The organism is Rhodoblastus acidophilus, from assembly GCF_025961575.1.
Taxonomy (GTDB): domain Bacteria; phylum Pseudomonadota; class Alphaproteobacteria; order Rhizobiales; family Beijerinckiaceae; genus Rhodoblastus; species Rhodoblastus acidophilus_C.
In genome coordinates, this window is the sequence record NZ_JAOQNX010000036.1 from 15,135 (window position 1) to 42,007 (window position 26,873).

Sequence of the window (26,873 nt, forward strand, 5' to 3'; positions counted from 1 at the left end):
ATCGCTTCATCGTCAAACCATGGATGATCCGATCTTTTCTATCGAGCTTGCGCCCCGCGAGTCCAGCGCGGCGCAGAGCGTGGGTCAGGCGCTCGGCGCCGAAGTCGCGGCCGAATTCGGCCCGCGCGACGAGCGCAGTTTTGCTTTGCTCGCCCGCGGCGCCAGCGGCGATGTGGTCGGCGGCGTCAATGGCGTGATCCATTGGCGCTGGCTCTATGTCGCGCAATTCTACGTCGCGCCGCAGGCCCGGGGCGTGGGCCTCGGCGGCGCGCTGCTGGCGCGCGCCCAGGATTTTGCCTGTGAAAACAATTGCGTCGGGATCTATCTCGACACGTTCAGCGCCTCCGCCTGCGCGTTTTATCAGCGCCGGGGTTTTGTCGTCACCGGAAGGATCGAGAACTTTCCACCCGGCGCGAGTCGCGTGTTTCTGGCGAAGAGCCTCTCCCTCTCCCCGCTTGCGCACGGCTGTCCGGGGAAATTGTCGGTTCCACAGATACGCTAATGTCGGCGTTGCGATGCAACTTGATGTCGTCATGGCCGGGCGTCGTCCCGGCCACCCACGCGGCGCCGCAATGCGAACTGCCGGAGGTTTTTCCCGGCGGGCCGACGTGGATGCCCGGGACAAGCCCGGGCATGACGTTCTTGGGTTGAAATCGCGCTGGGAAACACAACCAATATTGTTTCCCCGGACAGCCGTGCGCTAAAGCGGGGCGGGGGTGAGGGGCAGGGGCGTTGCCTTCAGCTTCGTCAGGAAAGTTTACGCGGCCAGCACCGCGGGCCGCATGGCGCCGGCGATGGCGTCGAGGATTTTTCGCGGCGAGGCCGGCTTTTCGATATAGGCGCGGGCGCCGAGGGCCAGGGCGGCGGAGCGGAACGCGCCTTCGCCCTTGCCGGTCATCACCACGACGGGGCAGTCGGGCGCGGTCTTGCGGGTTTCGGCGAGGAGATCGAGGCCGGTGACGCCACCGGGCATTTCGATGTCGGTGACGATGCAGCCGATTTCGGAAAAGTCGCCTTCTTCCAGGAATTCGCACCCCGACGAGAAGGCGCGGACATCAAACCCTTCCTTTTTCAAAGCCATTTCAAGGCCGATGCGGATGAGGACGTCGTCGTCGATGACACAGATGGCTTGCATGGCGATCCCCCGAGGCGGCGCCGAGCCGATTGGAACAATTTTAGTAAAAAATGATGCGTTCAAAGAAGTTAACAGACCATTAACTTTCTGATTGCATTCACACAACCGGCGAGGCGAGCCGGCCGGACGCATTTGCCGATACAGGCGTAAACCCAGGACGTTGCAGGCAAAATATACCGCAACGTCGCCGGGCTCTCACATCCTTGTGATCGCGTCTGCTCAGACCCGCATCGGCATCAAAACGTAAAGCGCGCTGGCGCCGTCGCGGTCCGCGATGATGGTCGGCGAGCCGGAATCATTCATCTTGAACAGAGCGGTGTCGCTGTCGAGCTGCCCGGCGATATCCAGGAGGTAGCGGGCGTTGAAGCCGATTTCGAGGGCGGCGCCGTCATAATCGACTTCCAGCTCTTCCACCGCCGAGCCGGAATCCGGATTGGTGACCGACAGGACCAGCTTGCCGTCCGACACCGCCAGTTTCACCGCGCGTCCGCGCTCCGAGGAAATGGTGGAGACGCGGTCCACGGCCTCGGCGAAATCTTTTCGCTCAACCGTCAAAAACTTGTCGTTCTGGGTCGGAATCACCCGCGCGTAATCGGGGAAGGAGCCGTCGATCAGTTTGGTCGTCAGCACCACCGGACCGATGGAGAACCGAATCTTGGTCGAAGAAAGCTCGACGCCGATCTCCGCCTCGGGGTCTTCGATCAGCTTTTGCACTTCCGCCACGGCTTTGCGCGGAATGATGATGCCGGGCATGCCCACGGCGCCCGCAGGCGCCGGCGTCTCCAGCCGCGCCAGCCGGTGGCCGTCGGTGGCGACCGCGCGCAAAAACGCCTGCCCGTCGACCTCGGCGACATGCATGAACACGCCGTTGAGGTAATAGCGGGTTTCCTCGCTCGATATGGCGAATTGGGTCTTGTCGATCAGCCGCTTCAGTTCGGCCGCGGGGATTTTGAAGGCATGGGTGAGGTCGCCGGTGGCGAGATCGGGAAAATCGCTTTCCGGCAGGCTCTGCAGATTGAAGCGCGAGCGCCCCGAGCGCAATTGCAGCTGGCCGTTGTCCCCGGCTTCCAGCGACACTTGCGCGCCATCGGGCAATTTGCGCACGATCTCGTAAAGCGTGTGGGCGGGCAAGGTGGTCGCGCCCTTCTGGCCGATGTCGGCGGGGGTGATTTCCGTCACTTCCAGGTCGAGGTCGGTCGCCTTGAGCTGCAAGCCCTCGCCGCTGGCGCTGAGCAGGACGTTGGACAGGATCGGAATCGTGTTGCGCCGTTCGACCACGCGATGCACGTGCCCCAGCGATTTGAGCAAAGCCGATCTCTCAAGCGTGACTTTCATTTTCGCGAACCGGAACCAACAAAAGGGGGGCAAGACTGCCCCGCTGCGGCGCACAAGGCAAGCGTTTTGCGCCATTCGTCCACGGCATTTGCCGTATCCGGTGAAATCCACGGCGCCGCGCGCCCTCCGGTCCCGCGTGTCTGGATAAAAGGACAGAGGAAACAAACTGTTACGCTTTTTGCGGCGCTTTGCCGATCCTGGATAGCGGGGGGCTCAGACCAAAGTCTAGATTTTAACGGATTTGTGTCGGCCCGGTGGCCGGCGAAAGCGCAAGGAGCGACCATGTCCGGATTCACACCGGGTCATCACCACGGCAAGGTGACCCATCACGAATTGAAACAGACCCTGTCCACGCTGCAATTGTGGGGCATCGCCGTCGGTCTGGTGATCTCGGGCGAATATTTCGGCTGGTCCTATGGCTGGGCCTCCGCCGGCACGCTCGGCTTTCTCGCCTCCACCGTATTCATCGCGGTGATGTACACCACTTTCATCTTCTCCTTCACCGAACTGACCACCTCCATTCCCCATGCCGGCGGCCCCTTCGCCTATGCGCGCCACGCCTTCGGCGACAAGGGCGGGTTCATCGCCGGCGTCGCCACGCTGATCGAATTCGTCTTCGCGCCGCCGGCCATTTCGCTGGCGATCGGCGCCTATCTCAACGTGCAATTTCCCGCGCTCGACCCGAAATATGCGGCGGCCGGCGCCTATGCGCTGTTCATGGCGCTGAACATTATCGGCGTGCAAATCGCGGCGACCTTCGAACTGCTGGTGACCGTGCTCGCCATTATCGAATTGCTGGTGTTCATGGGCGTGGTGTCGCCGGGCTTCAGCTTCGCCAATTTCGTCAAGGGCGGCTGGTCCGGCGCGGATCAATTTTCGCTGGGCGCCGTCTCCGGCATGTTCGCCGCGCTGCCCTTCGCCATCTGGTTCTTCCTGGCGATCGAAGGCGTCGCCATGGCCGCCGAAGAAGCGAAAAACCCGAAGAAATCCATCCCCATCGCTTACATCGCCGGCATTGTGACTCTGGTGGTCCTGGCCTTCGGCGTGATGCTCTTCGCTGGCGGCGCCGGCGACTGGACCAAATTGTCCAACATCAACGATCCCCTGCCCAAGGCCATGCAGTTCATCGTCGGCGAAAATTCCAACTGGCTGCACATGCTGGTGTGGATCGGCCTGTTCGGCCTGATCGCCTCGTTCCACGGCATTATCATGGGCTATTCGCGCCAGATTTTCGCTCTGGCCCGCGCCGGCTACCTGCCCAAGGGCTTTTCCAAGGTCAACAAGCGCTTCCGCACCCCGCACAACGCCATTCTGGCGGGCGGCGCGGTCGGTCTGGTCGCCATTTTCAGCGACGACATCCTCAGCTTCAACGGCCAGTCGCTGACCGCCAATATCGTCACGCTCTCGGCCATGGGCGCGGTGATCATGTATATCGTCAGCATGGCGGCTCTGTTCAAGCTGCGCGCCAGCGAGCCGCAGATGGAGCGTCCCTACAAGACCCCGCTCTATCCCGTGTTCCCGGCCGTCGCGCTCGTCTTCGCGGTGATCTCGCTGATCGCGCTGGTCTGGTATAATTTGCTGCTCACCGGCGTGCTGGTCGGCATGATCGCCGTCGCCTACCTCTATTTCGCGCTCACCCGCAGGAGCCGCGAGGAGGCGCCGCTCGACACGATGATCGAGACGCCGGCGGAACTGGCGATCGACGTGAAAGCGTAGGGGAGAGCGGCCATGGCCTATGCGCAAAGCGTTCGTGGACAGACCTATCGCTTCGACGATCTGAAGAGCTTGCTGGCCAAGGCGACGCCGGCGCGTTCCGGCGACGCCCTCGCCGGGATCGCCGCCCGCGACGACAGCGAGCGCGCCGCCGCGCAATGGGCCCTGGCCGAGCTGCCGCTGAAAACCTTTTTGAACGAACAGGTCGTCCCCTATGAAGCCGACGAAGTCACGCGGCTGATCGTGGACAGCCATGATGCGGGGGCCTTCGCCCCCGTGTCCCACCTCACCGTCGGCGATTTCCGCAATTTTTTGCTGTCCGACGCCGCCGATGAGGCGAGGCTCACGGCTCTGGCGCCGGGCCTGACCCCGGAAATGGCGGCGGCCGTGTCAAAAATCATGCGGGCGCAGGACCTTGTTCTGGTCGCGCGCAAATGCCGGGTGGTCACGAAATTCCGCAACACCATCGGGCTGCCGGGTCGTCTCTCCACGCGCCTGCAGCCCAACCACCCCACCGACGATCCCGCTGGCATCGCCGCTTCGGTGCTCGACGGCCTGATGTATGGCTCGGGCGATGCGGTGATCGGCATCAATCCCGCCTCGGATTCGATTCCGGCGGTGATGAAACTGGTCGCCATGCTCGACGAGATCATCGCGCGGCAAGAGATCCCGACGCAAAGCTGCGTGCTCACCCATGTCACCACCAGCATCGAGGCGATTTCACGCGGCGCCCCGCTCGACCTCGTGTTCCAGTCGATCGCCGGCACGCAGGCCGCGAACGCCAGTTTCGGCGTCGATCTCGCCGTGCTCAGGGAGGGCCGCGACGCCGCTTTGTCGCTGAAACGCGGAACGCTCGGCGACAATGTCATGTATTTCGAGACCGGCCAGGGCTCGGCGCTGTCGGCGGAGGCGCATCACGGCGTCGACCAGCAAACCCTGGAGGCGCGCGCCTATGCGGTGGCGCGGGCGTTCAAGCCGCTGCTGGTCAATACGGTGGTCGGCTTCATCGGCCCAGAATATCTGTACAATGGCAAGCAGATCATCCGCGCCGGCCTCGAAGACCATTTTTGCGGAAAACTGCTCGGCGTCCCCATGGGCTGCGACATTTGCTACACAAATCACGCCGAGGCCGACCAGGACGACATGGACGTTCTGCTCACTTTGCTCGGCGCGGCCGGCGTCAATTTCATCATGGGCATTCCCGGGTCCGACGACATCATGCTCAACTATCAGACGACGTCCTTTCACGACGCCCTCTATGCCCGCCGCGTGCTCAATCTCGCGCCCGCCCCGGAATTTGCGGAATGGCTGGAAAAAGCCGGGATTTTTGTCGATGCCGCCCGGGCAAAACTCAGCGATACCCTGCCGTCGCAAATGCGCGCCCTGGCGTTTTCGTGAGGCGGCCATGAGCGAAGTCATCAAAAATCCCTGGACCGAACTGCGCCGCCTCACCGCCGCGCGCATTGCCTTGGGCCGCGCCGGCGCCAGCCTGCCCACCGCCGCCCATCTCGATTTCCAGTTCGACCACGCCCGCGCCCGCGACGCCGTGCACCGCCCGCTCGACGCCGACGCGGTCGAAGCGGTTTTGCGCGGCCACACTCTTGATGTGGTGCGTGCGCACAGCGCCGCGCCGGATCGCGCCACCTATCTGCAACGCCCCGACCTCGGCCGCCGCCTCGACGATTCTTCACGCACGGCGTTGCGGCCAAACCCTTGCGATCTCGCGCTGGTGGTGGCGGACGGCCTGTCCTCCTTCGCCATCGAGAACAATGTCGGTCCGTTCCTGGCGTCGCTGCTGCCCATGCTGGGCGGATTCTCGCTCGGTCCCGTCGCGCTGGCGCTGCAGGGCCGGGTGGCGCTGGGCGACGAGATCGGCGCGGCCTTGCAGGCCAAAGCCGTGATCGTGCTGATCGGCGAACGCCCCGGCCTGTCCTCGCCGGATTCCATGGGCCTTTATCTGACCTGGGCGCCGCAAAAAGGCCGCACCGACGCCGACCGCAATTGCATTTCCAACATCAGGCCGGAGGGCCTGAGTTTCGACGCCGCCGCGCGCAAGACTGTTTATCTGCTCAATGAGGCGCGGCGCCTCGCTTACAGCGGCGTCCGGCTCAAGGATGAAACCGACGCGGATGGCCTGACGCTTGCAAGGGAAGCGCGGCCGGAACTGTCGGCAACCTGAGGCGGTTGCAGGGGTTTCGGCGAAACGTTTCGGAACCCCTCATGGCCCACGCTCTTCCCGATCCTCAAGCCGCGCTGTTTCGCGCCTCCAGCGACGACGTCGACCACCAGGCCGAACTGCTGCGCGGCTGGAACCAGAGCTATGCGCAGGTGTCCGCCGGCAAGTTTTTCGGTTCGGTGACCGAAATCGCCCTCGGCCCGGCGCGCATCTTCTCCGAGCACACCGGACAGGCGCTGATGCAATCCGGCCTGTTGCCCGATGACCTCATCGCTTTGGGCCTGCCGCTCGATATGCCGGGGCCTGCCGTTTTTTGCGGCATGCCGGACGATTCCCGGGCGCTGCATGTTTTTTCCGGCGGCAATGGTTTTGAATTCCTGTCGCCCGAGGGCATGACCATGGCCGGGCTGGTGGTTTCGCGCGCGGCGCTGACCGATCTGCTCAGCGAATCGGAAAGGGCGCTTCTGGACCAAAAATTCGGCGCCGCCCATCTCGCCCGCGTCGAGACGCAGGCCGCCGCCGCCACCCGCGATTTTGTGCGCGGCGTGCTGGAAATGGCGGAAAACGCGCCGCAGCTTCTCGACAACGGCCCGATCATGGACACGCTCGCCAAGGGTTTGTTGTCCAATGTCGCCGGGCTGATCTCCGCCTATGGCGACGGTCCCCGCGAGGCCGCGCCGGCGCGGCGCTGGGCGATCGTCGCGCAGGCGCGCGATTACGCGCTGAGCCGCCCGGACGAACCGACCGGCGTCGCCGAACTTTGCGCGATCACCGGCGTGAGCCGGCGCACGCTGCAAAATTGTTTTCAGGAGACGCTGGGCATGAGCCCGGCGCAATTCCTGCGCGCGGTGCGGATGAACGGGGTGCGCCGGATGCTGCGCACGGCGCAGTCGGTCACCGAGGCGGCGGCGCATTGGGGATTTTGGCATTTCGGCCATTTCGCCCGCGATTACGCCGCTTTGTTCGGCGAATTGCCCTCGCAGACCCATCGCCGCCTCAACCCGCGCCGGCCCCATTGAGGGAAGGGGGCGCCCCGCGGCTTCCGATCCTTAACCGGCCCTTAATTCGCCCAACTTAAGCTCGAAAAGGCCGTTTTCACCCATTCGGACTTGAGGGACATGGCGCGGAAGAAACGCGGCGAACGGATCGAGCCGACCTTTGACGCCGCTGCGCCGCCCGTCGAACCGGATGCGCGCGCCCCGGCGGCAAAGCCGCGGAAGGCCGCGCCCAAAGCCGAAAAGCCGAGGAAAAGACGCCGCTCGCTGTTCGGCGGGCTGTTCTATTGGACCTTCGTGCTCGGCGTCTGGGGCGTGATCGGCCTCGGCGGCCTCACCGTCTATTACGGCTCGCAATTGCCGCAGATCGACCATCTCTCGGTGCCCAAACGCCCGCCCAATATCGCCATTCTCGGCATGGACGGCAGCCTGCTCGCCAATCGCGGCGACACCGGCGGCGCGGCGGTGCGTCTGCAGGATCTGCCGCCCTATCTGCCCAAGGCCTTCATCGCCATCGAGGACCGCCGTTTCTACAGCCATTACGGCGTCGATCCCGTCGGCATCCTCCGCGCGCTCGCCCGCAATGTCACCGGACGCGGCGGCATGCAGGGCGGCTCGACGCTCACCCAGCAGCTCGCCAAAAACCTGTTCCTTACCCAGGAGCGCACGGTCTCGCGCAAAATCCAGGAGGCGATTCTGGCGCTCTGGCTGGAGCACAAATATTCCAAGGACCAGATTCTCGAGCTTTATCTGAACCGCGTCTATTTCGGCTCGGGCGCCTATGGCGTCGACGCCGCCGCGCTCAAATATTTTGGCCATCCCTCGCGCGACGTCACGCTCGCCGAGGCGGCCATGCTCGCCGGCCTGATGAAGGCGCCGACGAAACTCGCGCCCAACCATTACGAATCCGCCGCCGTCGAGCGCGCCAATATGGTGATCGCCGCCATGGCGCAGGAGGGCCACATCACCGAGGCCATGGCGCAGCTCGCGCTGGCCCGCCCCGCCCGCGCCGTGAAGGGCAAGGACGCCAGCACGCTCAATTACGCCGCCGATTACGTGATGGACACGCTCGACGAGACCATCGGCGCCATCGACGAGGACATTGTCGTCACCACCACCATCAACCCGACCATGCAGGCGGCGGGCGAAAAGGCGCTGAACGCGGTTCTGGCGCAAAGCGGCGGCAAATTCGGCGTGTCCCAGGGCGCGCTGGTCTCGGTGGACCCGACCGGAGCGATCCGCGCCCTGATCGGCGGCCGCAATTACGAGGAAAGCCAGTTCAACCGCGCCGTGTCTGCGCGGCGGCAGCCGGGCTCGGCCTTCAAGCCGTTCGTCTATCTCACCGCGCTGGAAAAAGGCCTGACGCCCGATTCTACCCGTGAGGACGGGCCGATCAATGTGAAGGGCTGGCAGCCGGAAAATTCCACCCACAAATATATGGGCGAGGTCAATCTGACCACGGCGCTCGCCTTGTCGCTCAATACGGTGGCGGTGCGGCTCGGCCTCGAAGTCGGCCCGCGCGCGGTGATCGAGACGGCGCATCGGCTCGGCGTGTCCTCGAAACTGGAGCCCAACGCCTCGATCGCGCTCGGCACTTCCGTGGTGTCGCCGCTGGAGCTGGTCACCGCCTATGTCCCGCTCGCCAATGGCGGTATCGGCGTGCAGAGCCACATCATCACCAAGGTGCGCACGGCGGACGGCAAGCTTTTGTACGCCCGCAAAGGCTCGAGCAACGGACGGGTGATCGACCCGACCTATGTCGCCATGATGAACAGCATGCTGCAGCAGACGCTGATCATCGGCACGGCGCGCAAAGCCGATCTGCCCGGCTGGGAGGCGGCGGGCAAGACGGGGACCAGCCAGGATTACCGCGACGCCTGGTTCGTCGGCTACACCAGCCAACTGGTCACCGGCGTCTGGCTCGGCAATGACGACAATTCGCCGACGAAAAAGGCGTCGGGCGCCAATCTTCCCGTGGAGATCTGGAGCCGCTACATGCGCGACGCCTTGAAAGGCCAGGTGGTCGCCGGCCTGCCGACCGGCGGCTGGCGCAACGAAAGCCTGGGCGGCCTGCCGTCCTCGCTGTGGCCGCAGCCGGAGCCGCCGCGCGAGCCGGCGCCGCCGCAGGCGCCGGTCCAGCATCTCGATACGACCAATCCGTCCGCGCCCGTGGTCTTCTCCAGCGCCGGACGCGGCGCGCCGCCGCCGCCGCGCCCGCCGGAGAGGATTCCAGGGTTCGACCGCGACGAGGAGCCGATTCCGCCCGCCGAGATTCCGACCGGCCGCACCGCCCGCCAGGCGCGCGACGACCGGAATTTCTTCGAAAAACTGTTCAGCGACGATTGAGGCGGGTCAGGGAACTTTGATAGGCAGGGCGCATTGATCGCGCTACTCTCGCGGTCCGCCGGCCTTTCCGGCGAAAGAGGTTTTGATGTTCGGACATTTTGCCCGTCTTTTCCCCCTCTGCGTCGCGCTGGTCGGCGTCGCGACCTTCGCCTCGGACGCGCGCGCCCAGGTGAGGACCGCCAACGGCGTGTCCTATTACGATGTCGATCCCGGGCCGATCGATCCCGGCGCGTTCTGGACATCCGGTCAGTACAAATACGACCCCAACGCCTATCTGGATCGGACCCGCTGGGACGCCGGGCGCCCGATGATCGTCTACGCCCCCCACGCCGGCAAGGCGAATTGCGTGTTCCGCAAGCGGGTGATTTTTGACGACTGGGATTTCCGCCACCCCTACGTGCAGGTGTGCCGCAAGCCCGAATAGAACGGAACGATCGCGCCCGCCGCGCATTAACGCGGCGCGGAGGCGGTGATGTCCAAAATTCTGCTGGGCGCGTGCTGCGCGGCTCTGATGGGCGCCCCGGCGCTGGCGAAGACCGGCGACATCCGGTTTCTGAACGGCGTGTTGCTCTACGAGGGCGATCCCGGCCCGGTCGATCCCGCCAAGGCGCCCGGGCCGAAAGAGCCGGACATGCATCTGGTGGTCGACGATTCCGGCGCCGTCCTCCACTTCAACACGCTTTACGGCGACCACGGGGGCGCCACCAATTGCGTCCTGCGCCATCGCGTCATGCTCGACGCCTGGGACCGCGCCCACCCCTATGTGCGCGTCTGCCGCAAGCGGGGGTGATGCGACATTGGCGACATTGACATTGCCGGCGCGCTATGGCGCATATGACGTTATGACACACGCCCGCATCACGCTCACCGCAGGCTATTGGCGCTCCTTTTAGGGAGCGGCCACGTCATCACCCATGACCATGGCCGCCGTATCGGCAGGCGTTTGGTCAAACAATTCAATTCGCGTGACGATGCGGCGGCCTCCAAGGAGGCAAGCCCGTGACTGTTTCAAACAAGGTGGATTGGACGATTGAGCCGGAGCGATGCGCGCTGCTGGTGCATGACATGCAGCCGCATTTTTTGACCGCGCTCCCCGACGACCGTCGCGCGCTGATCGTGGCGCAAACGCGCGACCTCTGCGAGGCCAGCGCCCGGCGGGGCATTCCGATTTTCGCCTCCCATGTGCCGAAAGCGCGCCGCCTCGACGAACGCGGGTTGATGGCGGACATGTGGGGCCCTGGTCCCTCGGCCCCAGGCATCGAGCCGGCGCTCGGCCTCGACGTTTTCCACGCGCGCCCGCTGGTGAAGCGCAGCTACAGCGCCTTCTACGGCAATGATTTCGAGCCGCTGCTGCGCCGCCTGGGCCGCGACGCCCTGCTGATCGTCGGCGTCTACACCTCCATCGGCTGCCATTATTCCGCCGTCGATGCTTTTTCCCGCGACATCAAACCGTTTGTCGTCTCCGACGCCGTGGCCGACATGCACGAGGCCGACCATGCCGCGGGCTTGTCCGCCATCGCCAAGACCTGCGGAAAGGTTGTCGCGACCTCAGACGTGTTGGACGCGCTCGCGCCGAAAAAGCCGCGCCGGATGCTGCCGGAAAGCTATGCTTATGATGTGTGCTGAGGCGCCCGCTCCCGCGCTCGAGGACATACAATGACGCGCATGTCCCGTTTAACATCCCACTTCCTGTCGTCATGGCCGGGCGTCGTCCCGGCCATCCACGCCGGGCCGCCGCGCGAACCGATGCAGAATTGAGCCTTGCGTGTCGGCGTGGATGCCCGGCACAAGGCCGGGCATGACGTTCGTGGGGTGATCGGCCCACGTGCGCGGACGGGAGCGCTCAGAGCGCCTCCAAAAACCGCACCGGCCGACCGGTGGCGGGCGCCAAAATCTCGCCCTCCCACATCACTTTGGCGCCGCGTACAAAAGTGCCGACCGGCCAGCCCTTGACCTGTTTGCCGTCATAGGGCGTCCAGCCGCAGCGCGAGGCGATCCAGTCGTTGCGAATGGTTTCGACGCGGTTGAGATCGACGATCGTAAAATCGGCGTCATAGCCCTTGGCGATCCGCCCCTTGCCGGCGATCTGGAACAGCCGCGCCGGCCCGGCGCTGGTGAGGTCGACGAAACGTTGCAGGGTCAGGCGCCCGGCGTTGACATGGTCGAGCAGGGTGGGGACCAGGGTTTGCACGCCGGTCATGCCCGAGGGGCTCTCCGGGTACGGTTTTGCTTTCTCCTCCAGCGTGTGCGGCGCGTGGTCGGAGCCGAGCACGTCGACCACGCCCTGCGCCACGCCCTGCCACAAAGCGTCGCGGTGGCGCGAAGCGCGCACCGGCGGATTCATCTGGATCAGCGTGCCCAGCCGCGCATAATCGTCGGCGCTGAGGGTCAGATGGTGCGGCGTCACCTCGACGCTCGCCAAATGCTTGTAGCCCGCCAGAAATTCGATTTCTTCGGCGGTCGTTACATGCAGCACGTGGACGCGGGCCCGGTGCTGTTCGGCCAATGCGATCAGGCGTTTCGTGCTGGTCAGCGCCGTCAATTCATCGCGCCAGACCGGATGCGAGGCGGCGTCGCCCGGAACACGTTCGCCCATGCGCTGGTTGAGCCGCGCTTCGTCCTCGCTGTGAAACGCCGCGCGGCGGCGGATGTTTTTCAGCACCTCGGCCACGCCGGCGTCATCGGCGATCAACAGCGATCCCGTCGACGAGCCCATGAACACTTTTATGCCCGCCGCGCCGGGCAGCCGCTCCAGTTCGGCGACGTGTTTGGCGTTGTCATGCGTGCCGCCCACCCAAAAGGCGAAATCGCAGTGCATCCGGTTTGTGCCGCGCGAAACCTTGTCGGCGACGGCTTCGGGCGTGGTGGTCAGCGGATTGGTGTTGGGCATTTCGAACACGGCGGTGACGCCGCCGAGCACGGCCGCCGCCGAACCCGTCTGCAAATCTTCCTTGTGGACCGGACCGGGCTCGCGGAAATGCACCTGGCTGTCGATCACGCCGGGCAGGATATGCAGGCCGCGGCAATCCACGATTTCGCCCGCCGAAGCGGCGGCGAGATCGCCGATGAACGCGATCTTGCCGCCCACAATCCCGACATCGCGGGCAAAAACGCCGTCCTGGTTGACCAGCGTTCCGCCGCGCAGGATCAGGTCATAGCTCGTCAAGGGCGTTCTCCGATTTTTTGAGGGGTCGCGGACCAAACTTTGCATAAGTGCGTTATGAGTCGGGCTTAAGCGCGTCCGCGCGCGGGCGCAACAGCCTAAATATATAGGGGACGGAACATGAAAGCGGCGAAACTTTCCGATCGCGGCCTGGTTCGGGTGAGCGGACCGGAGGCGCGCAGCTTTTTGCAGGGGCTGGTGACCGGCAATGTCCTGACGCTGGAGCCGGGCGAGGCGCGCTGGGCGGCGCTGCTGTCGCCGCAGGGCAAAATCCTGTTTGATTTCCTGATGAGCGTGGCCGACGAGGCGATTCTGCTCGACGTGAAGGCTGAAAAGGCGGCCGAGCTGGCGAAGCGCCTGACCATGTACAGACTGCGGGCGAAAGTCGACATCGCCGACGCCAGCGCCGATTTTGTCGTCATCGCGCTTTATGGCGGACCGGTCGGGGAGGGGGCGAAGGATTCGCGTCACGCCGACATGGGCGCGCGGCTGATCGTCCCCGCCGCCGGGGCCGACGCCGCTTTGTTGACGCTTGGCGGCGATTATGGCGCGGCCGATTATGCCGCGCATCGCATCGCTTTGGGCATTCCCGAGGGTGGGGTCGACTTCGCCTATGGCGACGCCTTTCCCGCCGAGGCCGACATGGACCTGTTCAACGGCGTGGATTTCAAAAAGGGTTGTTTCGTCGGCCAGGAGGTGGTGGCGCGCATGCACTACCGCAGCACGGTGCGCACGCGGGTCACGAAAGTTCTTGTTGAGGGCGCGGCGCCTGAGCCCGGCGCGGCCATCACCGCTGGCGACAAGGCGGTGGGGACGATGGGCTCCAGCGCCAATGGAATCGGCCTCGCTTTGCTGCGCCTCGACCGCGTCGAAGAGGCGGCGCAAGCCGGCCTGCCCTTGAAAAGCGGCGAGGCCGCGCTGCGCCCGGCGTGAGCGGATTCCTATAAATAGCCCCTCATGCTGAGGAGGCGCGAAAGCGCCGTCTCGAAGCACGAGGGCGGTCCACGCGACTCAGTCCGCCTTCGCCTCGGAAAACTGGTTGAACGCCTGCAGCGCGTGGCTGGAATACATGACGGACGGACCGGCCCCCATATAGATCGCCATGGACAGGGTCTCCTCCACCTCCTCGCGCGTCGCGCCGAGCTGCGCGGCGGCCTTGGCGTGGAAGGCGATGCAATCGTCGCAGCGGATCGCCACGCCAATGGCCAAAGCGATCAGCTCCTTGGTCTTGGCGTCGAGCGCCCCGGCCTTGGTCGCGGTCTGCGCCAAAGCGGAAAAATTCTTCATCGCGTCGGAAGCCGCGCCGCCGCGCAGGTCGCGCAACATGGCGGAAAGGTCTCTCGTCGCCTGCGGCCAATCGGAAATCATCGTCCACCTCGTTTGTCAGAGTGAGGATGATATATTCGATTATTCGTAATTATGCAATATGACGCCTTCGGCTTCCGCCGCCGCGCGCCGCTCCCGCATCGACAGGCCCATGCAGGCCATCGCGCCGCACAGGAAGACCAGCGCGACGATCCCACCGAAAACATTCATGGCGCCCGACACGCTGGCCACCAGCGCGGCGGCGGCGCCGACCGCATCGGCGAAGCCGGTGGCGCGCAGCACGGCCGCTTGCGCCTCCGCGTCGAACCGGCGCGCCGACCACAGGATCAGGCCCCAGGCCAGCATGGCCGCGCCCATCAACCGTCCGAGCGCGGCCACCGAGCCGGAGGTTTCGAGGCCGAGGACCGCGCCGAATTTGCCCGGGGCGAAGACGAAGGCGAGGCCGAACGCCAGGGCGATCCCGGACAGCAAGACCAAAGAAATTCGTGTTGTCGCCACGGAATCCTCCCCCGCCTCGATCAACACCGGCGCCGCCGCCCTGTTCCGGCGCGATTTGCGCCGGCACATAGATGTTCTATATCTGTCCCATGAACGACTCGTCGAAAAAGCAGGTGATCCTGCACGAAGACGGCCTGCGCCGCTGCCCCTGGCCGGGGTTCGACCCCGCCTATCTCGCCTATCACGACCAGGAATGGGGCGTCCCCGAATATGATTCGCGCGCGCTCTATGAAAAGCTCGTGCTCGACGGGTTCCAGGCCGGCCTGTCCTGGATCGCCATCCTGCGCAAGCGCGACAATTTCAGAAAGGCCTTCGACAATTTCGACCCGCTGAAGATCGCGGCCTATGACGAGGCGAAAATCGAGAGCCTGATGCAGGACGCCGGCATCGTCCGTAACCGCGCCAAAATCACCGGCGCCGTCGCCTCCGCGCGCGTCTATCTCGAGATCGAGGCGTCCCAGGGCTTTTCCAACTATCTTTGGGATTTTGTCGACGGACGGCCGATCGTCAACCAGCTCCGCAGCCTCGCCGAGGCGCCCGCCGCCACGCCGCTGTCGGAGAAAATGTCGAAGGACCTCAAGCGGCGCGGCATTAAATTCTGCGGCCCCACCATTGTTTACGCCTTCATGCAGGCGGTCGGCATGGTCAACGACCATCTGGTGGACTGCTGGCGCCATCAGGCCTGCCAATCGTGAGTTCCAAGCCTGCAAGAGCCTGGCAGCGCATGCTGTCGGGCCGCCGTCTCGACATTTTGAACCCCTCGCCGCTCGACGTGGAGATCGAGGACATCGCCCATGGCCTCGCCCGGGTCGCCCGCTGGAACGGCCAGACGCGCGGCGGCGAGATTTTTTCGGTCGCCCAGCATTCGGTGGCGGTGGCCGAGATCGTGCGCCTGCTCGACCCCGGCGCCCCGGCGCGCTGGCTGCTGTTCGCGCTGCTGCATGATGCGCCCGAATATGTGATCGGCGATATGATCTCGCCGTTCAAGGCGGCGCTGGGCGGGGTCTATGTCGAGGTCGAATCGCGTCTGGCGCGGGCGATCCTGCAACGCTTCTCGCTCAAGCCCGAGGCGCCGGCGGCGCTGACCAAACTCACCAAATCCGCGGATCGCATCTCCGCCTATTTCGAGGCCACGCTTTACGCCGGTTTTGCCGAGGAGGAGGCCAAGCCTCTGTTCGGCGAGCCCAAAATCGCTTTCGAGCGCGTCGCGCCTCTGTTTGCGCCTCGCGCGCCCGAAACGGCGCAAGCGGAGTTCTTGGGGAAATTCGCCGAAATCTCGGGGCTGCTCTAACCGCCCGCCTCAAATTTTCGCTATGAAGATGGCATGAGCATGGTTCGCGCGATCATCATCGAGACCGCCGTCATGCCCGGATTAGCGCCGGGCAAGCCCGGCCATGACGGCCCAAAAGTGCGGGCGCCCATTTTTCGGGCGCAAAACCCATGAACGAGGCGCGGCCGCCCATCGCCGTCGAGATCGGCCTCACCGCGGCCATTGTCGCGCTGCGCGGTGATGCGCCGCTGATTCTGGTCGCGCGCGCCGCGACCGGCGCGGCGGCGGCGGCGCTGCCGTCCGGTCCGTTCGACCCCGTCAATCACCGCACGTTTGAAATCGGCCTGCGCGCCTGGGTCGCCGAACAGACCGGCGCGCCGGTCGGCTATGTCGAGCAGCTCTATACGTTTGGCGATCGCGGCCGCCACAGCCGCGCCGAAACCCGCACCCCGCATGTGGTTTCGGTCGGCTATCTCGCGCTGACCCGGCTGTCGGGAACCGGCGAGGCCATCGCGCCGGGCGCGGGTTTTCGCGAATGGTACCGTTTCTTCCCCTGGGAGGACTGGCGCCAGGGCCGGCCGGGGCTCTTAGATTCTGCGATCATGCCGGGCCTGCGCGCTTTTGTCGCGCAGGGCGATGGCGGTCCGCTGAAACGCGGCCTGACCCGCGCCGAACGCGTCCGCGCGCTGTTTGGCGAGGAGGGCGAGCGTTTTGATGAGGAAAACGTCCTCGACCGCTATGAATTGTTGTACGAAGCCGGCCTGGTCGAGGAAAGCGTGCGCGACGGCCGCGATCCCGCGCCGGGCTTTTACGACACCCCGCTGCTTGGCGAGAGCATGGAGGCGGATCATCGCCGCATTCTGGCGACGGCGATGGGGCGGCTGCGCGCCAAGCTGAAGTACCGCCCGGTCATTTTCGAGCTGATGCCGGAAACCTTTACTCTGACCGAATTGCAAACGACGGTTGAGGCGATTTCGGGCCGCCATCTGCACAAACAGAATTTTCGCCGCCTGGTCGAGGCCTCGGCCGTGGTCGAGCCGACCGGCCAGATGTCGCATGCAACCGGCGGACGACCCGCCGCTTTGTTCCGTTTTCGCCGGGAAGTGCTGCAGGAGCGCCCGGCGCCCGGCTTGCGCGTCGGCATACGCGGCTAAATCTTGGGCGAAACTCCGCTCTGGCGGGGGCTGCGATTCGCGCTATAGTCGTGTCTCGGCAAATCAAAAGGATTTGATATGGCGGAGCCGGGCGAGGCGATTCAGACCCATGGCTGGCTGATCGCATGCGACGATCAGGCCCGGATCATCCGTCGTCATTCCGCCAATCTCGCCGACATCTTTCCGCATTGGTCCGAACCTTTTGTCGGCGCCCGCCTGCGCGACCTGCTCGGCTCGGAAGAATCGCATCGGCTGCGCAATCTGTTGTCGCGCTTCGCCGCGCCGGCGCGCCCCGCTTTGGTGTCGGGCTGCCGCTTTCCCAATGTCGAAGGCGCCTTCGACGCCGCCGTCCATTTCAACGGCGAGGAAATGGTCCTGGAACTGGAGCCCAGCGACGGCCATAGCGGCCTGTCGGCGCTCGACCGCGCCGCCGCGCTGATCGACCGGATCGAGGAGCTCGGCGACCCCAACGAGCTCGGCCAGCGCGCCGCCATGCTCGCCGGCGCGGCGCTGGATGCGGAACAGACGTTTTTCCTGATGCTGGAGCCCGAAAGCGTGCGCGTCGCCGGGACCTACCGGCGTCTCGGCGCGCCGCCGTCCGCGCCGGAAAGCCTGAACGCCTTCTGGCCGGGGCGGCGGCTGCATGCGCTGGGCGACATTGACGCGCCGGAAATCGCCATTGTGTCGGAGCCCGACATGCTGCCGCTCGACACCGGCATGACGGCGCTGCGCGCGCCGCCCGATCCGTTGCGGCAATGGCTGCGCGACTCCGGCTTCCGTTCCGCGGCTTTTTTGCCGGTGGCGTCGGATGGGTTGCGTCTCGCCATGATCGCCGGCCTCGGCCGCCAGCCGCGCTTTCCCAGCCTGGGTCTGCGCGCCGCGCTCGAACTCTTTGCCGAAGCCCTGGCTTTGCGCCTGCGGCTGGTGCTGCCGGCCCATCACGAGGCCTGGGCGCCGGATGCGCCGACCGAGCCGCTCAGCGTGCTGGTGGTCGAGGACCAGCAGATGGTGGCGACGCAGCTCGCCGCCGCATTGGGCGAGGCGGGGGCGAAAGTGGTGCGCATTTGCGGCACGGTCAATTCGGCGCTCGAAGCGCTGGACGAAACGTTTGACGCGGCGCTGCTCGATTATTCGCTCGGCGGGGAAAATGTGATTCCGGTGGCGCGGGAGCTCGAAGCCCGCGGAAAGCCGTTTGTGTTCGCCAGCGGCCATGGCGACGATCTCGACCTGCCCCTGGCCTTCGCCGGAAAACCGATCGTCGGCAAACCCTATAAGATCGAAAAAATCGTCGCCGCGCTCAGGGCGGCTAAGGAGGGGAAGGCCTGAATTCGGGGATGCCCAAGGACGTCATGCCCGGGCTTGTCCCGGGCATCCACGCCGGGCCGCGAGAGAAAGTTCTGCGGGAGTTCGCGTTGGGGCGCCGCGTGGATGGCCGGGACAAGCCCGGCCATGACGACATCAAAATGCGCCGCTCATTTGAAGTTCGCTTAGCTTTAGCCGAAGAGCTTACGCCGCCGCTCCGCAGCACTTCTTGTATTTTTTGCCGGATCCGCAGGGGCAGGGGTCGTTGCGGCCCGTCCGGTTGCCCAGCACCACCGGCGCGTTCTTGATGCTGATCTCGCCGGCGAAATACCACTTCCGGTCCTCGCCCTCGCGGATGAACCGGGATTTTTCCTTGTGCGGGAGCGGTTTGCCCTTGTGGATGAAATGCGCGGTGAAGGTCACCGTGCCCGTCTCATCGCCTTCCAGGCCCTCTTCGGTCTCCTGGATGTCGATGCCCTGCCATTCCGACTTGGCCCAGTTCTCCGTCGACTCCCGGTCAAACGTCTTGCGCTGCTCTTCCGACAGCGTCTCCTCGAGATAATCGATGTCGGCCTTGACGAAGGCGCTGTAGCGCGAGCGCATCAGGGCCTCGGCCGTCGGCGGCGCGGCGGTGCGGGCGAGATAGGGACCGCAGCAAGCGGCGAATTCGCGTTTGTCGTCCTCGCGGACGCGGCAGGGGCAGATGTCTTGGGTCATGGCCGCATCACTAGACGATTCCGCTCAGTCCGCGCAAGCCGGCGCGATCATCGCGGCTGCGACATCGGGACGCCGCCGGGGTCGAGCGCGCCGAACGGGTTTGGCGCGGCCGCCGCTTCCGTCTTGAGCGGGAGGGGCTCGGCGGGCGCGGGCGCCGGCGGCTTGGGCGGCGCGATCTTGACCGTGCGCACCGTTTTCACCTGCGGCGCCGAGGACGCCGCCTCCGGTTCGGGCGCCGTCGCGGGCTGGGCGATGACGGGCGTCTCAGGCGCGGGCGCCGGGCTCGCCGCCTGCTGCGGCGCGGTCTCCTGCAGCGCGGGCGTTGGCGCCGCGGGCTCTTGCGCCGCCTCGGCCTCGGGTTTCGCGGCATTATGCGCGGGACCGTGGATGATGCCGAGCTTGACGGCCTCGTCGTGATCGATGCACGCGTGTTTGGACACGCGGTAAATCTGGCCGCGCGGGCAGCCGGCCTGGGCGGCGCCGGTCGCGAGCGCCAGCGCGAGGAGGGAAAGGGCGAGCGTCCTGTTCATGGCCTCTCGGTAAATCACAAATGCGGCAATGTTTCAGCAAAAGATCGCGCCCCCTTGCCTTTTGCGGCGCAGCGCCGCATAGGCAGGTCAATCCTCCCACACGCGAGCGCTCAAATGGGTTTCAAATGCGGCATCGTCGGCCTGCCGAATGTCGGCAAGTCGACGCTTTTCAACGCTCTGACGCAGACGGCGGCGGCGCAGGCGGCGAATTATCCGTTCTGCACCATCGAGCCGAACGTCGGCGACGTCGCCGTGCCCGATCCGCGCCTTGAAGTCTTGACCAAAATCGCGGGCTCCAAGGAAATCATCCCGACCCGTCTCACCTTTGTCGACATCGCCGGCCTGGTGCGCGGCGCCTCCAAGGGCGAAGGCCTCGGCAACCAGTTTCTGGCCAACATTCGCGAATGCGACGCCATCGCCCATGTGGTCCGCTGTTTTGTCGACGGCGACATCACCCATGTCGACGGCGAGGTCGACCCGATCCGCGACATCGACACGATCGAGACCGAGCTGATGCTCGCCGATCTGGACTCGCTGGAAAAGCGCGTCGGCAATCTGGAAAAGAAGGCCAAGGGCGGCGACAAGGAGTCGAAGGAGGTCCTTGATCTGGTCAACCGCTGCCTCGTGCTGCTGCGCGAGGGCAAACCGGCGCGTCTGGTCGAGCGGGCGCCGGAAGAGCGCAAGATTTTTTCGCAGCTCGGCCTGCTCTCGTCAAAGCCTGTGCTCTACGTCTGCAACGTGGAGGAAGCCTCCGCCGACAAGGGCAATGAGCACTCGCAAAAAGTTTTTGCCCGCGCTGAAGAGGAGGGCGAGGTGGCTGTCGTCGTCTCCGCCCAGATCGAAAGCGAAATCGCGGTGATGCCCGCGGCTGAGCAGAAGGACTTTTTGGAGGCCGTCGGACTTGAGGAGCCCGGCCTCAACCGCGTGATCCGCGCCGGCTACGGGCTGCTGCACCTCATTACCTATTTCACCGTCGGCCCCAAGGAGGCCCGCGCCTGGACCATCGAAAAGGGCACAAAAGCCCCGGCGGCGGCGGGCGTGATCCACACCGACTTCGAAAAGGGTTTTATTCGCGCGGAGACCATCGGCTACGAGGATTACGTGGCCTGCAACGGCGAGTCCGGCGCCCGCGAAGCCGGCAAATTCCGCCTGGAAGGCAAGGAATATACGGTCGCCGACGGCGACGTGCTGCATTTCAGGTTCGCGAACTGAGGAATCTGTAGCGCACCACTTTCGGCGTCTACCCGTACCCTTTCCACCGTCATGACCGGGCTTGTCCCGGTCATCCACGCCGTCCAACATGGAGGGATGAAGGGCGGGTGGGTGTACATTGTCACAAACAAGCGGAACGGCGTGCTCTACACTGGCGTGACGTCCGACCTTGCGCGCCGCATCCATCAGCACCGCACAGGCGCGTGTGACGGCTTCACCAAGCACTATGGGCTGACCCGCCTCGTCTATTACGAGCGCCACGACGACATAATCGCCGCCATCCAGCGTGAAAAGAACATCAAGCATTGGCCGCGCGCGTGGAAAGCGCGGCTGATCCTGGAATTTAACGCGTCTTGGCGAGACCTGTACGAGGATCTCGCCTGAAGCGCCGCGCAACGCGTCTCACGGCCCGGCGTGGATGACCGGGACAAGCCCGGTCATGACGGCTGAAGCAGCGGAAATCATCTCCCCCGCTCTTGCGCACCCCGACACGTGCGCCCATCTACCATCCACACGGATGGCGCACGGATGGAAAATATGGCCTCAAACGTCCAAGACCTTCGCCCGAAAACCGACAGCGAGAAGATCACCATCAATCTCGGCTATGTCGACCTCGGGCAGATCGACCTCCTTGTAAAGGAAGGTTTTTATTCCAACCGCACGGATTTCATCCGCACGGCGATCCGCAACCAGCTTGACCGGCATAATGACGCCCTGAAACAATCGGTCGCCCGCCACCAGCTCGACCTCGGCCTGCGCCGTTTCGGCCGGCGGGAATTGGAGGCGGCGCGCGCCGCCGGGCAAACCCTGCACATCCAGGTGCTCGGCCTCGCCACCATCGACCTCGACGTCACGCCGGAACTGGCGCGCGAAACCATCGGCTCATTGAAGGTGCTGGGGGCCTTGCAGGCCAGCCCTGAAGTCAAGGCGGCGCTGCGCGACCGTCTGCTCTGACCGCCACAAAGGATCGGCCATGCCCCGTTTTCCCAAATTCGACCTCAGCGAGGCGACCCGCCTCACCCGCGCCGGCCGGCTCAAGGAGGCCATGGCGCAGCTCAAGGACGCCTTGCCCGGCCTGGCGCGCGACGCCGCGCCCCATCTCGACCTGCGCGGCGCCAAGGATTTGTTGCACGGCCTGGGCGACCGGCTCGGCGAAGGCCTCAGCGGCCTCGAAGGTTTTGTGAACCGCGGCCCCAAAATGCCCTTGCCGGTCCCCAGCGGAGCGAAATGGGAGGCGCGCGTCCATGCGGGCGCGGCGGGCCGTCGCAACTACAAGCTCTACATTCCCTCGGGCTATCGCCAAAAACCGGTTCCGCTGGTGGTGATGCTGCACGGCTGCACCCAGTCGCCCGACGATTTCGCTTTGGGCACGCGCATGAACGAACTGGCGGAGGAGCAAAATTTTCTCGTCGCCTATCCCGCGCAAGCCCAGTCAGCAAATGTGTCCAAATGCTGGAACTGGTTCAACGAGGCCGACCAGCAGCGCGGCGCCGGCGAGCCCTCGCTGATCGCCGGCATTGCGCGCGATCTCGTCGCCGAGCTCGCCGTCGATCCGGCGCGGGTCTATGTCGCCGGACTCTCGGCGGGCGGCGCGGCGGCGGCGGTTTTGGGCGCGACTTATCCCGACGTGTTCAAGGGGATCGGCGTGCATTCCGGCCTCGCCTGCGGCGCCGCGCGCGACCTGCCCTCAGCTTTGGCGGCGATGAAAACCGGGGCGAAATCCGCGCGACGCCACGAGGTCCCGACCATTGTCTTCCACGGCGACGGCGACAGAACCGTGAATCCCGTCAATGGCGACCACGTGATCGCGCAATCGCGAAACGGCGCGCACGAGCCCAGGGTTGAGGGCGGCGTGTCCCGGGGCGGCATGCGCTACACCCGCATCGTCTATGCCGACGGGTCCGGACGGCCGGCGCATGAACATTGGGTGCTGCACGGCGCGGGGCACGCCTGGTCGGGCGGCAGCGCCTCCGGGTCGTTCACCGATCCGCGCGGCCCCGACGCCAGCCGCGAGATGATGCGCTTCTTCAACAACCTGTGATCGGCGCGGGTCACGTTTGCGCTTGAGCGGACTCGCGCGGTTCGTTTCACTCCTGTTCATCGGCCATTGCGCATAGTCGCGCCGAAAGAGCAGGGGAGGCCGGATGATTGATCAATTGACCGTCTTCAAACAGGACGGCACGCGTCAGTGCGATCCGGACACGCAGCCGCGCGCCTTGAGCGACGACGCCGACAAGATCGCCGCGCTCAAAATCAAGGTCGTTGGGGAGGGGCGGCGGGTTCGTCTGCCGATCGCCGGTCCCGAGGCGTGCCATGCGCCGACGCCCTGGGCGAATGTCTTCGACATCGACGGCGCCGGATTGAGCCGGACGCAGCTGTTTCAACTGGCCGAAATCGGCTTTCATCTGTGGGGCTATGAAACCGCGCCGCAGCTGAGGGCGGGCGGTTCGGACACGCCGTTCCCGCTCGACCTCGCCCTTGCGGCGAATCTGCTGGCCGGTCCCGCGCCGCCCGACAGGATCGGCGAGCTCGTCGGCCATCATCTGCGCGTGTACAAAAAAGGCGATCCGATCACGCGGGATTATCGGCGCGACCGGATCAATTTTGAAATCGCCCCCGTCACCGGCGCGATCGGACGCATCTGGTTCGGCTGAGCCTCAGCCGGCGCCCGGATCGGTTTCGAAACCGAATTCCATTTCGTCCGGCAGCGCGCCGCAGCCGGGGCAGGCGTCCCAGTTGGTCAATTCGGGGCGGGCATGCGGGCCAGCCGGCGGGAACGCGGCGCGGCGCGGCTTGTCTTGCTCGGTTTCGGTGGTTTGGACGGGCGGCAGAGTCATGCGGGCCTCCAGGACGTGGCGCGGGCGTGCTCAAATATGAGGCGCGACGCATTGGCATTCGCGGTCTGTATACGCCTTCTTAACATTTCTGCAGCGTGACGCGATGTCGCAACGCGTGGTTTTCCCGGGCCGCGCGAGTCGCTACAACGCGCCCATGACATTTGCGGCCGACGATTCCCCTCCGCGCGCGCCAAAAGCGCGGCGCCTCGTGCTGGCCGATTTCCGCTGCTATGCCGCGCTCGACCTGAAAACCCAGGCCAAGCTGGTCGCGCTCTCGGGCGACAATGGCGCGGGAAAGACCAATCTTTTGGAGGCCTTGTCCCTGTTCGCGCAGGGGCGGGGCCTGCGCCGCGCCGATCTCTCCGACATGGCGCGCGAGGGCGGAGCCGGCGGCTTTGCTGTTTCGCTCGAACTTGAAGGCGAGGCGGGCGGCCCCGTGCAAATGGGCGCAGGCCTCGAGCGGATCGAAGGCGTCGCGCAAAGAAAATTTCGCCTGGACCGCGAGCCCATCGGCTCCGCCAGGAATTTTTCGGACCATATCCGCATCGTCTGGCTGACCCCGGCCATGGATGGGCTGTTCACCGGCCCGGCCGGCGACCGCCGCCGGTTCCTCGACCGTCTGGTTCTGGCGGTGGACAGCGAGCATGGCGCGCGGGTCAGCGGGTTGGAGCGGGCGCTGCGCAACCGCAACCGCCTGCTGGACGAGCGTTATTCCGAAAAAATCTGGCTCGACGCCGCCGAGCGCGAGATCGCCGAACTCGCCATCGCCGTGGCCAGCGCCCGGCGCGAGACGGTCGAGCGCCTCGCCGCGCTGATCGCCGCGACCTCGGACGAAACCTCGCCCTTCCCCTGGGCCGAGATCGCGCTGGAGGGCGAAATCGACCGGCTCGTCGCAGAAAATCCGGCGCTGTCAGCCGAGGATTCGTATCGCGCGCTGCTGCGCGACAACCGCGCCCGCGACGCAGCCGCTGGCCGCACCCTGATCGGCCCGCAGGCCAGCGATTTGGCCGTGCGCCATGGTCCCAAAATGTGCGAGGCGCGGCGCGCCTCGACGGGCGAACAAAAGGCTTTGCTCGTCGGGCTGGTGCTCGCCCACGCCCGTCTCGTCGCGGCGATGAGCGGCATTGCGCCGCTGGTCCTGCTCGACGAGATCGCCGCGCATTTCGACCCATTGCGGCGGCGCGCTTTGTTCGACGCCCTCGACGCGCTCGGCGGCCAGATCTGGATGACCGGGGCGGATGCCGCGCTGTTCCACGACCTGCTCGGCCGCGCCGACCTGTTTGAAGTCGCGAGCGGCCGGGTCTCCACCCTTTCGCGCGGGGAAAGCGCATGACAGATGTGTCCGCCGCCCGCCGGGCGCTGAAAAAAGTGTTCGGCTTCGACGATTTTCGCCCGGGGCAGGGGGAGATTGTCGAGGCGGTGCTGTCGGGCGCGCCGGTGCTCGCCGTCATGCCCACCGGCTCCGGCAAGAGCCTGTGTTATCAATTGCCGGCGCTGATGAGCGACGGCCTGACCCTGGTCGTGTCGCCGCTGATCGCGCTGATGCGCGACCAGGTCGGGCAGATGCGGTCGCTCGGACTGCCCGCGGCGACGCTCAATTCGCAAAGCAGCGAGGAGGAGTCCAGCGAAACCTGGCGGCAAATCCGCGACGGTTCCCTCAAATTGCTGTTCGTGTCGCCGGAGCGGCTCGCCATGGACGGGCTGACGGAAGCCCTGTCTCGCGCAAAAATCAGCCGCGTCGCCGTGGACGAGGCCCATTGCATCTGCGAATGGGGCCATGATTTCCGCCCGGAATATCGGCTGATCCGGCAGAGCGTGGAAAAGCTCGGCGCGGTCCAGGCCATCGCCTTCACCGCCACGGCCGACGCCGCCATGCGCGCGGAAATCGCCGAACGGCTGTTCGACCGCGCGCCGAAAATTTTCCTGCATTCTTTCGACCGGCCCAATATTTCGCTGGCTTTCGCCGCCAAGGACCAGCCGCGCAAGCAATTGCTGCGTTTCCTCAATGCGCGGCGCGGACAGAGCGGCATCGTCTATTGCGCCTCGCGCGCGGGGACCGAACGGCTGGCGGAATTTTTCGGCGAACAGGGGTTTGACACGCTCGCCTATCACGCCGGCATCGAGCAGGGGCGGCGCAACGCCAACCAGGATCGTTTTCTGCGCGACGATGGCGTCGTCGCCTTCGCCACCATCGCTTTCGGCATGGGGGTGAACAAGCCGGACGTGCGCTTCGTCGCCCATGCCGACATGCCGTCATCGATTGAAAGCTATTACCAGGAGATCGGCCGCGCCGGCCGCGACGGCCTGCCCGCCGCCGCTTATTGCCTCTATGGCCTCGACGATATGGCGCTGCGCCGCCGCCAGATCGACGAAAAGGACCTTTCGGAGGAGCGCCGCCGCTTCGAGCACGAACGCTTTTCGGCTCTGGCCTCGTTGTGCGAGGCGGTCGCCTGCCGCCGACAACTGCTGCTCGCCCATTTCAACGAAAAGTCAGAGCCTTGCGGCGCCTGCGATTTTTGCCGGGGCGAAATTTTGACCCGGGACGGCACGGTCGAGGCGCAAAAGGCGCTCGCGGCCGTCTATCGCACCGGCCAGCGGTTCGGCCTGAATTATCTCTCCGACCTGCTGATCGGCACCGACAGCGAGGCTTTGCGCCGCAACCGCCATGACGAACTGAAAACCTTTGGCGTCGGCGCCGACCGCAGCAAGACCGAGTGGGCCTCCACCTTTCGGCAACTGTTCGCGGCCGGGGCGCTGCGCACGGCGAGCGCCGAACATGGCGGCTTCGCGCTGACCGAAAAGGGCGACGCCATTCTGCGCGGGCGCGAAAATTTTGTCTTGCGCGCGGACCCGCCGCGCGAGAAATCGTCGTCCAAGTCGGCTTTGCGCAAAGGCCGGGATTTCGAGGATGTCGCGAGCGGCGACGGCAAGGTGTTCGAAGCCTTGCGCAAACTGCGCCGCGAGTTGGCCAACGACCAGGGCATCGCCGCCTTCATGGTGTTCGCCGACCGCACGCTGCTGGAAATGGCGGAGCGCCGCCCGGCGACGTTGGACGAGCTGCGCGGCATCCACGGCGTCGGCGAACGCAAGATCGCGCTTTACGGCGACGCTTTTTTGGAGGCGATCGCGCAGGCCTCGGAGTGAAGCCGAAGCGGCGCCGCATC

29 protein-coding genes are annotated in these 26,873 nt (G+C 65.4%); 21 read left to right on the forward strand and 8 right to left on the reverse strand.

Going from position 1 to position 26,873, the window contains the following annotated elements:
- Positions 1-19 precede the first annotated feature (19 nt).
- On the forward strand, positions 20-502 hold the full coding sequence (locus M2320_RS20050) for a GNAT family N-acetyltransferase (protein ID WP_264598802.1): 483 nt from the start codon (positions 20-22) through the stop codon (positions 500-502).
- Positions 503-757: 255 nt separating this feature from the next.
- On the opposite strand, the gene M2320_RS20055 is transcribed toward M2320_RS20050, so the two are convergent.
- Together M2320_RS20055 and dnaN are read right to left on the reverse strand one after the other, a co-directional pair.
- Entirely contained in the window at positions 758-1,135 is a 378-nt protein-coding gene (locus M2320_RS20055; protein WP_184429373.1) for a response regulator transcription factor, read from the reverse strand.
- Positions 1,136-1,354: 219 nt separating this feature from the next.
- The gene (dnaN, locus tag M2320_RS20060; RefSeq protein ID WP_184429372.1) at positions 1,355-2,470 is read right to left on the reverse strand and encodes a DNA polymerase III subunit beta; all 1,116 of its coding nucleotides are present in this window, start codon (positions 2,468-2,470) and stop codon (positions 1,355-1,357) included.
- Between the two features lie 282 nt (positions 2,471-2,752).
- Between dnaN and eat the strand changes: the two genes are divergently transcribed.
- The 8 genes from eat (at position 2,753) to M2320_RS20100 (ending at position 11,326) form a co-directional block, all read left to right on the forward strand.
- On the forward strand, positions 2,753-4,186 hold the full coding sequence (eat, locus tag M2320_RS20065; RefSeq protein ID WP_264598803.1) for an ethanolamine permease: 1,434 nt from the start codon (positions 2,753-2,755) through the stop codon (positions 4,184-4,186).
- 12 nt (positions 4,187-4,198) lie between these two features.
- Positions 4,199-5,581, forward strand: a complete 1,383-nt coding sequence (locus M2320_RS20070; RefSeq protein ID WP_264598804.1) for an ethanolamine ammonia-lyase subunit EutB — start codon at positions 4,199-4,201, stop codon at positions 5,579-5,581.
- Positions 5,582-5,588: 7 nt separating this feature from the next.
- Positions 5,589-6,362 carry an ethanolamine ammonia-lyase subunit EutC gene (gene eutC, locus M2320_RS20075; protein ID WP_264598805.1) on the forward strand — a complete coding sequence of 258 codons (774 nt, stop codon included), beginning with the start codon at positions 5,589-5,591 and terminating at the stop codon, positions 6,360-6,362.
- Positions 6,363-6,403: 41 nt separating this feature from the next.
- Complete coding sequence (locus tag M2320_RS20080) at positions 6,404-7,378, forward strand: helix-turn-helix domain-containing protein (protein WP_264598806.1); 975 nt, start codon at positions 6,404-6,406, stop codon at positions 7,376-7,378.
- A 99-nt stretch (positions 7,379-7,477) separates the two neighbouring features.
- A complete protein-coding gene (locus tag M2320_RS20085; RefSeq protein WP_264598807.1) occupies positions 7,478-9,700 on the forward strand; it encodes a transglycosylase domain-containing protein in 2,223 nt (740 codons plus the stop codon).
- A gap of 85 nt (positions 9,701-9,785) precedes the next feature.
- Positions 9,786-10,124, forward strand: coding sequence for a hypothetical protein (locus tag M2320_RS20090; RefSeq protein ID WP_184429366.1), 339 nt, complete (start codon positions 9,786-9,788; stop codon positions 10,122-10,124).
- A 48-nt stretch (positions 10,125-10,172) separates the two neighbouring features.
- Positions 10,173-10,490, forward strand: a complete 318-nt coding sequence (locus M2320_RS20095) for a hypothetical protein (RefSeq protein ID WP_264598808.1) — start codon at positions 10,173-10,175, stop codon at positions 10,488-10,490.
- Between the two features lie 209 nt (positions 10,491-10,699).
- The gene (locus tag M2320_RS20100) at positions 10,700-11,326 is read left to right on the forward strand and encodes an isochorismatase family protein (RefSeq protein WP_264598809.1); all 627 of its coding nucleotides are present in this window, start codon (positions 10,700-10,702) and stop codon (positions 11,324-11,326) included.
- A gap of 217 nt (positions 11,327-11,543) precedes the next feature.
- Here the strand turns inward: M2320_RS20100 and M2320_RS20105 are convergent, their stop codons facing one another.
- Complete coding sequence (locus tag M2320_RS20105; RefSeq protein ID WP_425540701.1) at positions 11,544-12,866, reverse strand: dihydroorotase; 1,323 nt, start codon at positions 12,864-12,866, stop codon at positions 11,544-11,546.
- Between the two features lie 117 nt (positions 12,867-12,983).
- On the opposite strand from M2320_RS20105, the gene M2320_RS20110 reads away from it, so the two are divergent.
- On the forward strand, positions 12,984-13,796 hold the full coding sequence (locus tag M2320_RS20110) for a YgfZ/GcvT domain-containing protein (RefSeq protein ID WP_264598811.1): 813 nt from the start codon (positions 12,984-12,986) through the stop codon (positions 13,794-13,796).
- Positions 13,797-13,874: 78 nt separating this feature from the next.
- Here the strand turns inward: M2320_RS20110 and M2320_RS20115 are convergent, their stop codons facing one another.
- Both M2320_RS20115 and M2320_RS20120 read right to left on the reverse strand, forming a co-directional pair.
- On the reverse strand, positions 13,875-14,231 hold the full coding sequence (locus M2320_RS20115) for a carboxymuconolactone decarboxylase family protein (RefSeq protein ID WP_264598812.1): 357 nt from the start codon (positions 14,229-14,231) through the stop codon (positions 13,875-13,877).
- Positions 14,232-14,270: 39 nt separating this feature from the next.
- Positions 14,271-14,687, reverse strand: a complete 417-nt coding sequence (locus tag M2320_RS20120; RefSeq protein ID WP_264598813.1) for a hypothetical protein — start codon at positions 14,685-14,687, stop codon at positions 14,271-14,273.
- A 71-nt stretch (positions 14,688-14,758) separates the two neighbouring features.
- On the opposite strand from M2320_RS20120, the gene M2320_RS20125 reads away from it, so the two are divergent.
- From M2320_RS20125 to M2320_RS20140, 4 genes are all read left to right on the forward strand, one after another.
- Positions 14,759-15,382 (forward strand): DNA-3-methyladenine glycosylase I, encoded by a 624-nt coding sequence (locus M2320_RS20125; protein WP_264598814.1) that lies wholly within the window; start codon positions 14,759-14,761, stop codon positions 15,380-15,382.
- Between the two features lie 29 nt (positions 15,383-15,411).
- Positions 15,412-15,978, forward strand: a complete 567-nt coding sequence (locus M2320_RS20130; RefSeq protein WP_184429359.1) for a YfbR-like 5'-deoxynucleotidase — start codon at positions 15,412-15,414, stop codon at positions 15,976-15,978.
- A 149-nt stretch (positions 15,979-16,127) separates the two neighbouring features.
- A complete protein-coding gene (locus M2320_RS20135) occupies positions 16,128-17,111 on the forward strand; it encodes an NUDIX hydrolase (protein ID WP_264598815.1) in 984 nt (327 codons plus the stop codon).
- Positions 17,112-17,189: 78 nt separating this feature from the next.
- Positions 17,190-18,437, forward strand: coding sequence for a hypothetical protein (locus tag M2320_RS20140; RefSeq protein WP_264598816.1), 1,248 nt, complete (start codon positions 17,190-17,192; stop codon positions 18,435-18,437).
- Between the two features lie 180 nt (positions 18,438-18,617).
- On the opposite strand, the gene M2320_RS20145 is transcribed toward M2320_RS20140, so the two are convergent.
- Together M2320_RS20145 and M2320_RS20150 are read right to left on the reverse strand one after the other, a co-directional pair.
- On the reverse strand, positions 18,618-19,130 hold the full coding sequence (locus M2320_RS20145) for a YchJ family protein (RefSeq protein ID WP_184429356.1): 513 nt from the start codon (positions 19,128-19,130) through the stop codon (positions 18,618-18,620).
- 47 nt (positions 19,131-19,177) lie between these two features.
- Complete coding sequence (locus M2320_RS20150) at positions 19,178-19,660, reverse strand: hypothetical protein (RefSeq protein ID WP_264598817.1); 483 nt, start codon at positions 19,658-19,660, stop codon at positions 19,178-19,180.
- Between the two features lie 114 nt (positions 19,661-19,774).
- On the opposite strand from M2320_RS20150, the gene ychF reads away from it, so the two are divergent.
- From ychF to M2320_RS20175, 5 genes are all read left to right on the forward strand, one after another.
- Complete coding sequence (ychF, locus tag M2320_RS20155; RefSeq protein ID WP_264598818.1) at positions 19,775-20,872, forward strand: redox-regulated ATPase YchF; 1,098 nt, start codon at positions 19,775-19,777, stop codon at positions 20,870-20,872.
- Between the two features lie 51 nt (positions 20,873-20,923).
- Positions 20,924-21,256 carry a GIY-YIG nuclease family protein gene (locus M2320_RS20160; protein WP_264598819.1) on the forward strand — a complete coding sequence of 111 codons (333 nt, stop codon included), beginning with the start codon at positions 20,924-20,926 and terminating at the stop codon, positions 21,254-21,256.
- Positions 21,257-21,409: 153 nt separating this feature from the next.
- The gene (locus M2320_RS20165) at positions 21,410-21,826 is read left to right on the forward strand and encodes a CopG family transcriptional regulator (RefSeq protein WP_184429353.1); all 417 of its coding nucleotides are present in this window, start codon (positions 21,410-21,412) and stop codon (positions 21,824-21,826) included.
- 19 nt (positions 21,827-21,845) lie between these two features.
- A complete protein-coding gene (locus M2320_RS20170) occupies positions 21,846-22,913 on the forward strand; it encodes an extracellular catalytic domain type 1 short-chain-length polyhydroxyalkanoate depolymerase (RefSeq protein ID WP_264598820.1) in 1,068 nt (355 codons plus the stop codon).
- Between the two features lie 103 nt (positions 22,914-23,016).
- Complete coding sequence (locus tag M2320_RS20175) at positions 23,017-23,526, forward strand: hypothetical protein (RefSeq protein ID WP_264598821.1); 510 nt, start codon at positions 23,017-23,019, stop codon at positions 23,524-23,526.
- A 3-nt stretch (positions 23,527-23,529) separates the two neighbouring features.
- Here the strand turns inward: M2320_RS20175 and M2320_RS20180 are convergent, their stop codons facing one another.
- Entirely contained in the window at positions 23,530-23,709 is a 180-nt protein-coding gene (locus tag M2320_RS20180) for a hypothetical protein (RefSeq protein WP_184429350.1), read from the reverse strand.
- A gap of 154 nt (positions 23,710-23,863) precedes the next feature.
- Here M2320_RS20180 and recF point away from each other — a divergent pair, with 154 nt between their 5' ends.
- Positions 23,864-25,042 (forward strand): DNA replication/repair protein RecF, encoded by a 1,179-nt coding sequence (gene recF / locus M2320_RS20185; RefSeq protein ID WP_264598822.1) that lies wholly within the window; start codon positions 23,864-23,866, stop codon positions 25,040-25,042.
- The gene (recQ, locus tag M2320_RS20190; protein ID WP_264598823.1) at positions 25,039-26,853 is read left to right on the forward strand and encodes a DNA helicase RecQ; all 1,815 of its coding nucleotides are present in this window, start codon (positions 25,039-25,041) and stop codon (positions 26,851-26,853) included. The genes recF and recQ overlap by 4 nt, the downstream gene beginning before the upstream one ends.
- Positions 26,854-26,873 lie beyond the last annotated feature (20 nt).

What these genes read in the sequence shown, in the direction of transcription:
- M2320_RS20050 (WP_264598802.1), top strand. Translation starts at nt 20, where the DNA reads ATGGATGATCCGATCTTTTCTATCGAGCTTGCGCCCCGCGAGTCCAGC.
- M2320_RS20055 (WP_184429373.1), bottom strand. Translation starts at nt 1,135, where the DNA reads ATGCAAGCCATCTGTGTCATCGACGACGACGTCCTCATCCGCATCGGC.
- dnaN (WP_184429372.1), bottom strand. Translation starts at nt 2,470, where the DNA reads ATGAAAGTCACGCTTGAGAGATCGGCTTTGCTCAAATCGCTGGGGCAC.
- eat (WP_264598803.1), top strand. Translation starts at nt 2,753, where the DNA reads ATGTCCGGATTCACACCGGGTCATCACCACGGCAAGGTGACCCATCAC.
- M2320_RS20070 (WP_264598804.1), top strand. Translation starts at nt 4,199, where the DNA reads ATGGCCTATGCGCAAAGCGTTCGTGGACAGACCTATCGCTTCGACGAT.
- eutC (WP_264598805.1), top strand. Translation starts at nt 5,589, where the DNA reads ATGAGCGAAGTCATCAAAAATCCCTGGACCGAACTGCGCCGCCTCACC.
- M2320_RS20080 (WP_264598806.1), top strand. Translation starts at nt 6,404, where the DNA reads ATGGCCCACGCTCTTCCCGATCCTCAAGCCGCGCTGTTTCGCGCCTCC.
- M2320_RS20085 (WP_264598807.1), top strand. Translation starts at nt 7,478, where the DNA reads ATGGCGCGGAAGAAACGCGGCGAACGGATCGAGCCGACCTTTGACGCC.
- M2320_RS20090 (WP_184429366.1), top strand. Translation starts at nt 9,786, where the DNA reads ATGTTCGGACATTTTGCCCGTCTTTTCCCCCTCTGCGTCGCGCTGGTC.
- M2320_RS20095 (WP_264598808.1), top strand. Translation starts at nt 10,173, where the DNA reads ATGTCCAAAATTCTGCTGGGCGCGTGCTGCGCGGCTCTGATGGGCGCC.
- M2320_RS20110 (WP_264598811.1), top strand. Translation starts at nt 12,984, where the DNA reads ATGAAAGCGGCGAAACTTTCCGATCGCGGCCTGGTTCGGGTGAGCGGA.
- M2320_RS20115 (WP_264598812.1), bottom strand. Translation starts at nt 14,231, where the DNA reads ATGATTTCCGATTGGCCGCAGGCGACGAGAGACCTTTCCGCCATGTTG.
- M2320_RS20125 (WP_264598814.1), top strand. Translation starts at nt 14,759, where the DNA reads ATGTTCTATATCTGTCCCATGAACGACTCGTCGAAAAAGCAGGTGATC.
- M2320_RS20130 (WP_184429359.1), top strand. Translation starts at nt 15,412, where the DNA reads ATGCTGTCGGGCCGCCGTCTCGACATTTTGAACCCCTCGCCGCTCGAC.
- M2320_RS20135 (WP_264598815.1), top strand. Translation starts at nt 16,128, where the DNA reads ATGAACGAGGCGCGGCCGCCCATCGCCGTCGAGATCGGCCTCACCGCG.
- M2320_RS20140 (WP_264598816.1), top strand. Translation starts at nt 17,190, where the DNA reads ATGGCGGAGCCGGGCGAGGCGATTCAGACCCATGGCTGGCTGATCGCA.
- M2320_RS20145 (WP_184429356.1), bottom strand. Translation starts at nt 19,130, where the DNA reads ATGACCCAAGACATCTGCCCCTGCCGCGTCCGCGAGGACGACAAACGC.
- M2320_RS20150 (WP_264598817.1), bottom strand. Translation starts at nt 19,660, where the DNA reads ATGAACAGGACGCTCGCCCTTTCCCTCCTCGCGCTGGCGCTCGCGACC.
- ychF (WP_264598818.1), top strand. Translation starts at nt 19,775, where the DNA reads ATGGGTTTCAAATGCGGCATCGTCGGCCTGCCGAATGTCGGCAAGTCG.
- M2320_RS20160 (WP_264598819.1), top strand. Translation starts at nt 20,924, where the DNA reads ATGACCGGGCTTGTCCCGGTCATCCACGCCGTCCAACATGGAGGGATG.
- M2320_RS20165 (WP_184429353.1), top strand. Translation starts at nt 21,410, where the DNA reads ATGGCCTCAAACGTCCAAGACCTTCGCCCGAAAACCGACAGCGAGAAG.
- M2320_RS20170 (WP_264598820.1), top strand. Translation starts at nt 21,846, where the DNA reads ATGCCCCGTTTTCCCAAATTCGACCTCAGCGAGGCGACCCGCCTCACC.
- M2320_RS20175 (WP_264598821.1), top strand. Translation starts at nt 23,017, where the DNA reads ATGATTGATCAATTGACCGTCTTCAAACAGGACGGCACGCGTCAGTGC.
- M2320_RS20180 (WP_184429350.1), bottom strand. Translation starts at nt 23,709, where the DNA reads ATGACTCTGCCGCCCGTCCAAACCACCGAAACCGAGCAAGACAAGCCG.
- recF (WP_264598822.1), top strand. Translation starts at nt 23,864, where the DNA reads ATGACATTTGCGGCCGACGATTCCCCTCCGCGCGCGCCAAAAGCGCGG.
- recQ (WP_264598823.1), top strand. Translation starts at nt 25,039, where the DNA reads ATGACAGATGTGTCCGCCGCCCGCCGGGCGCTGAAAAAAGTGTTCGGC.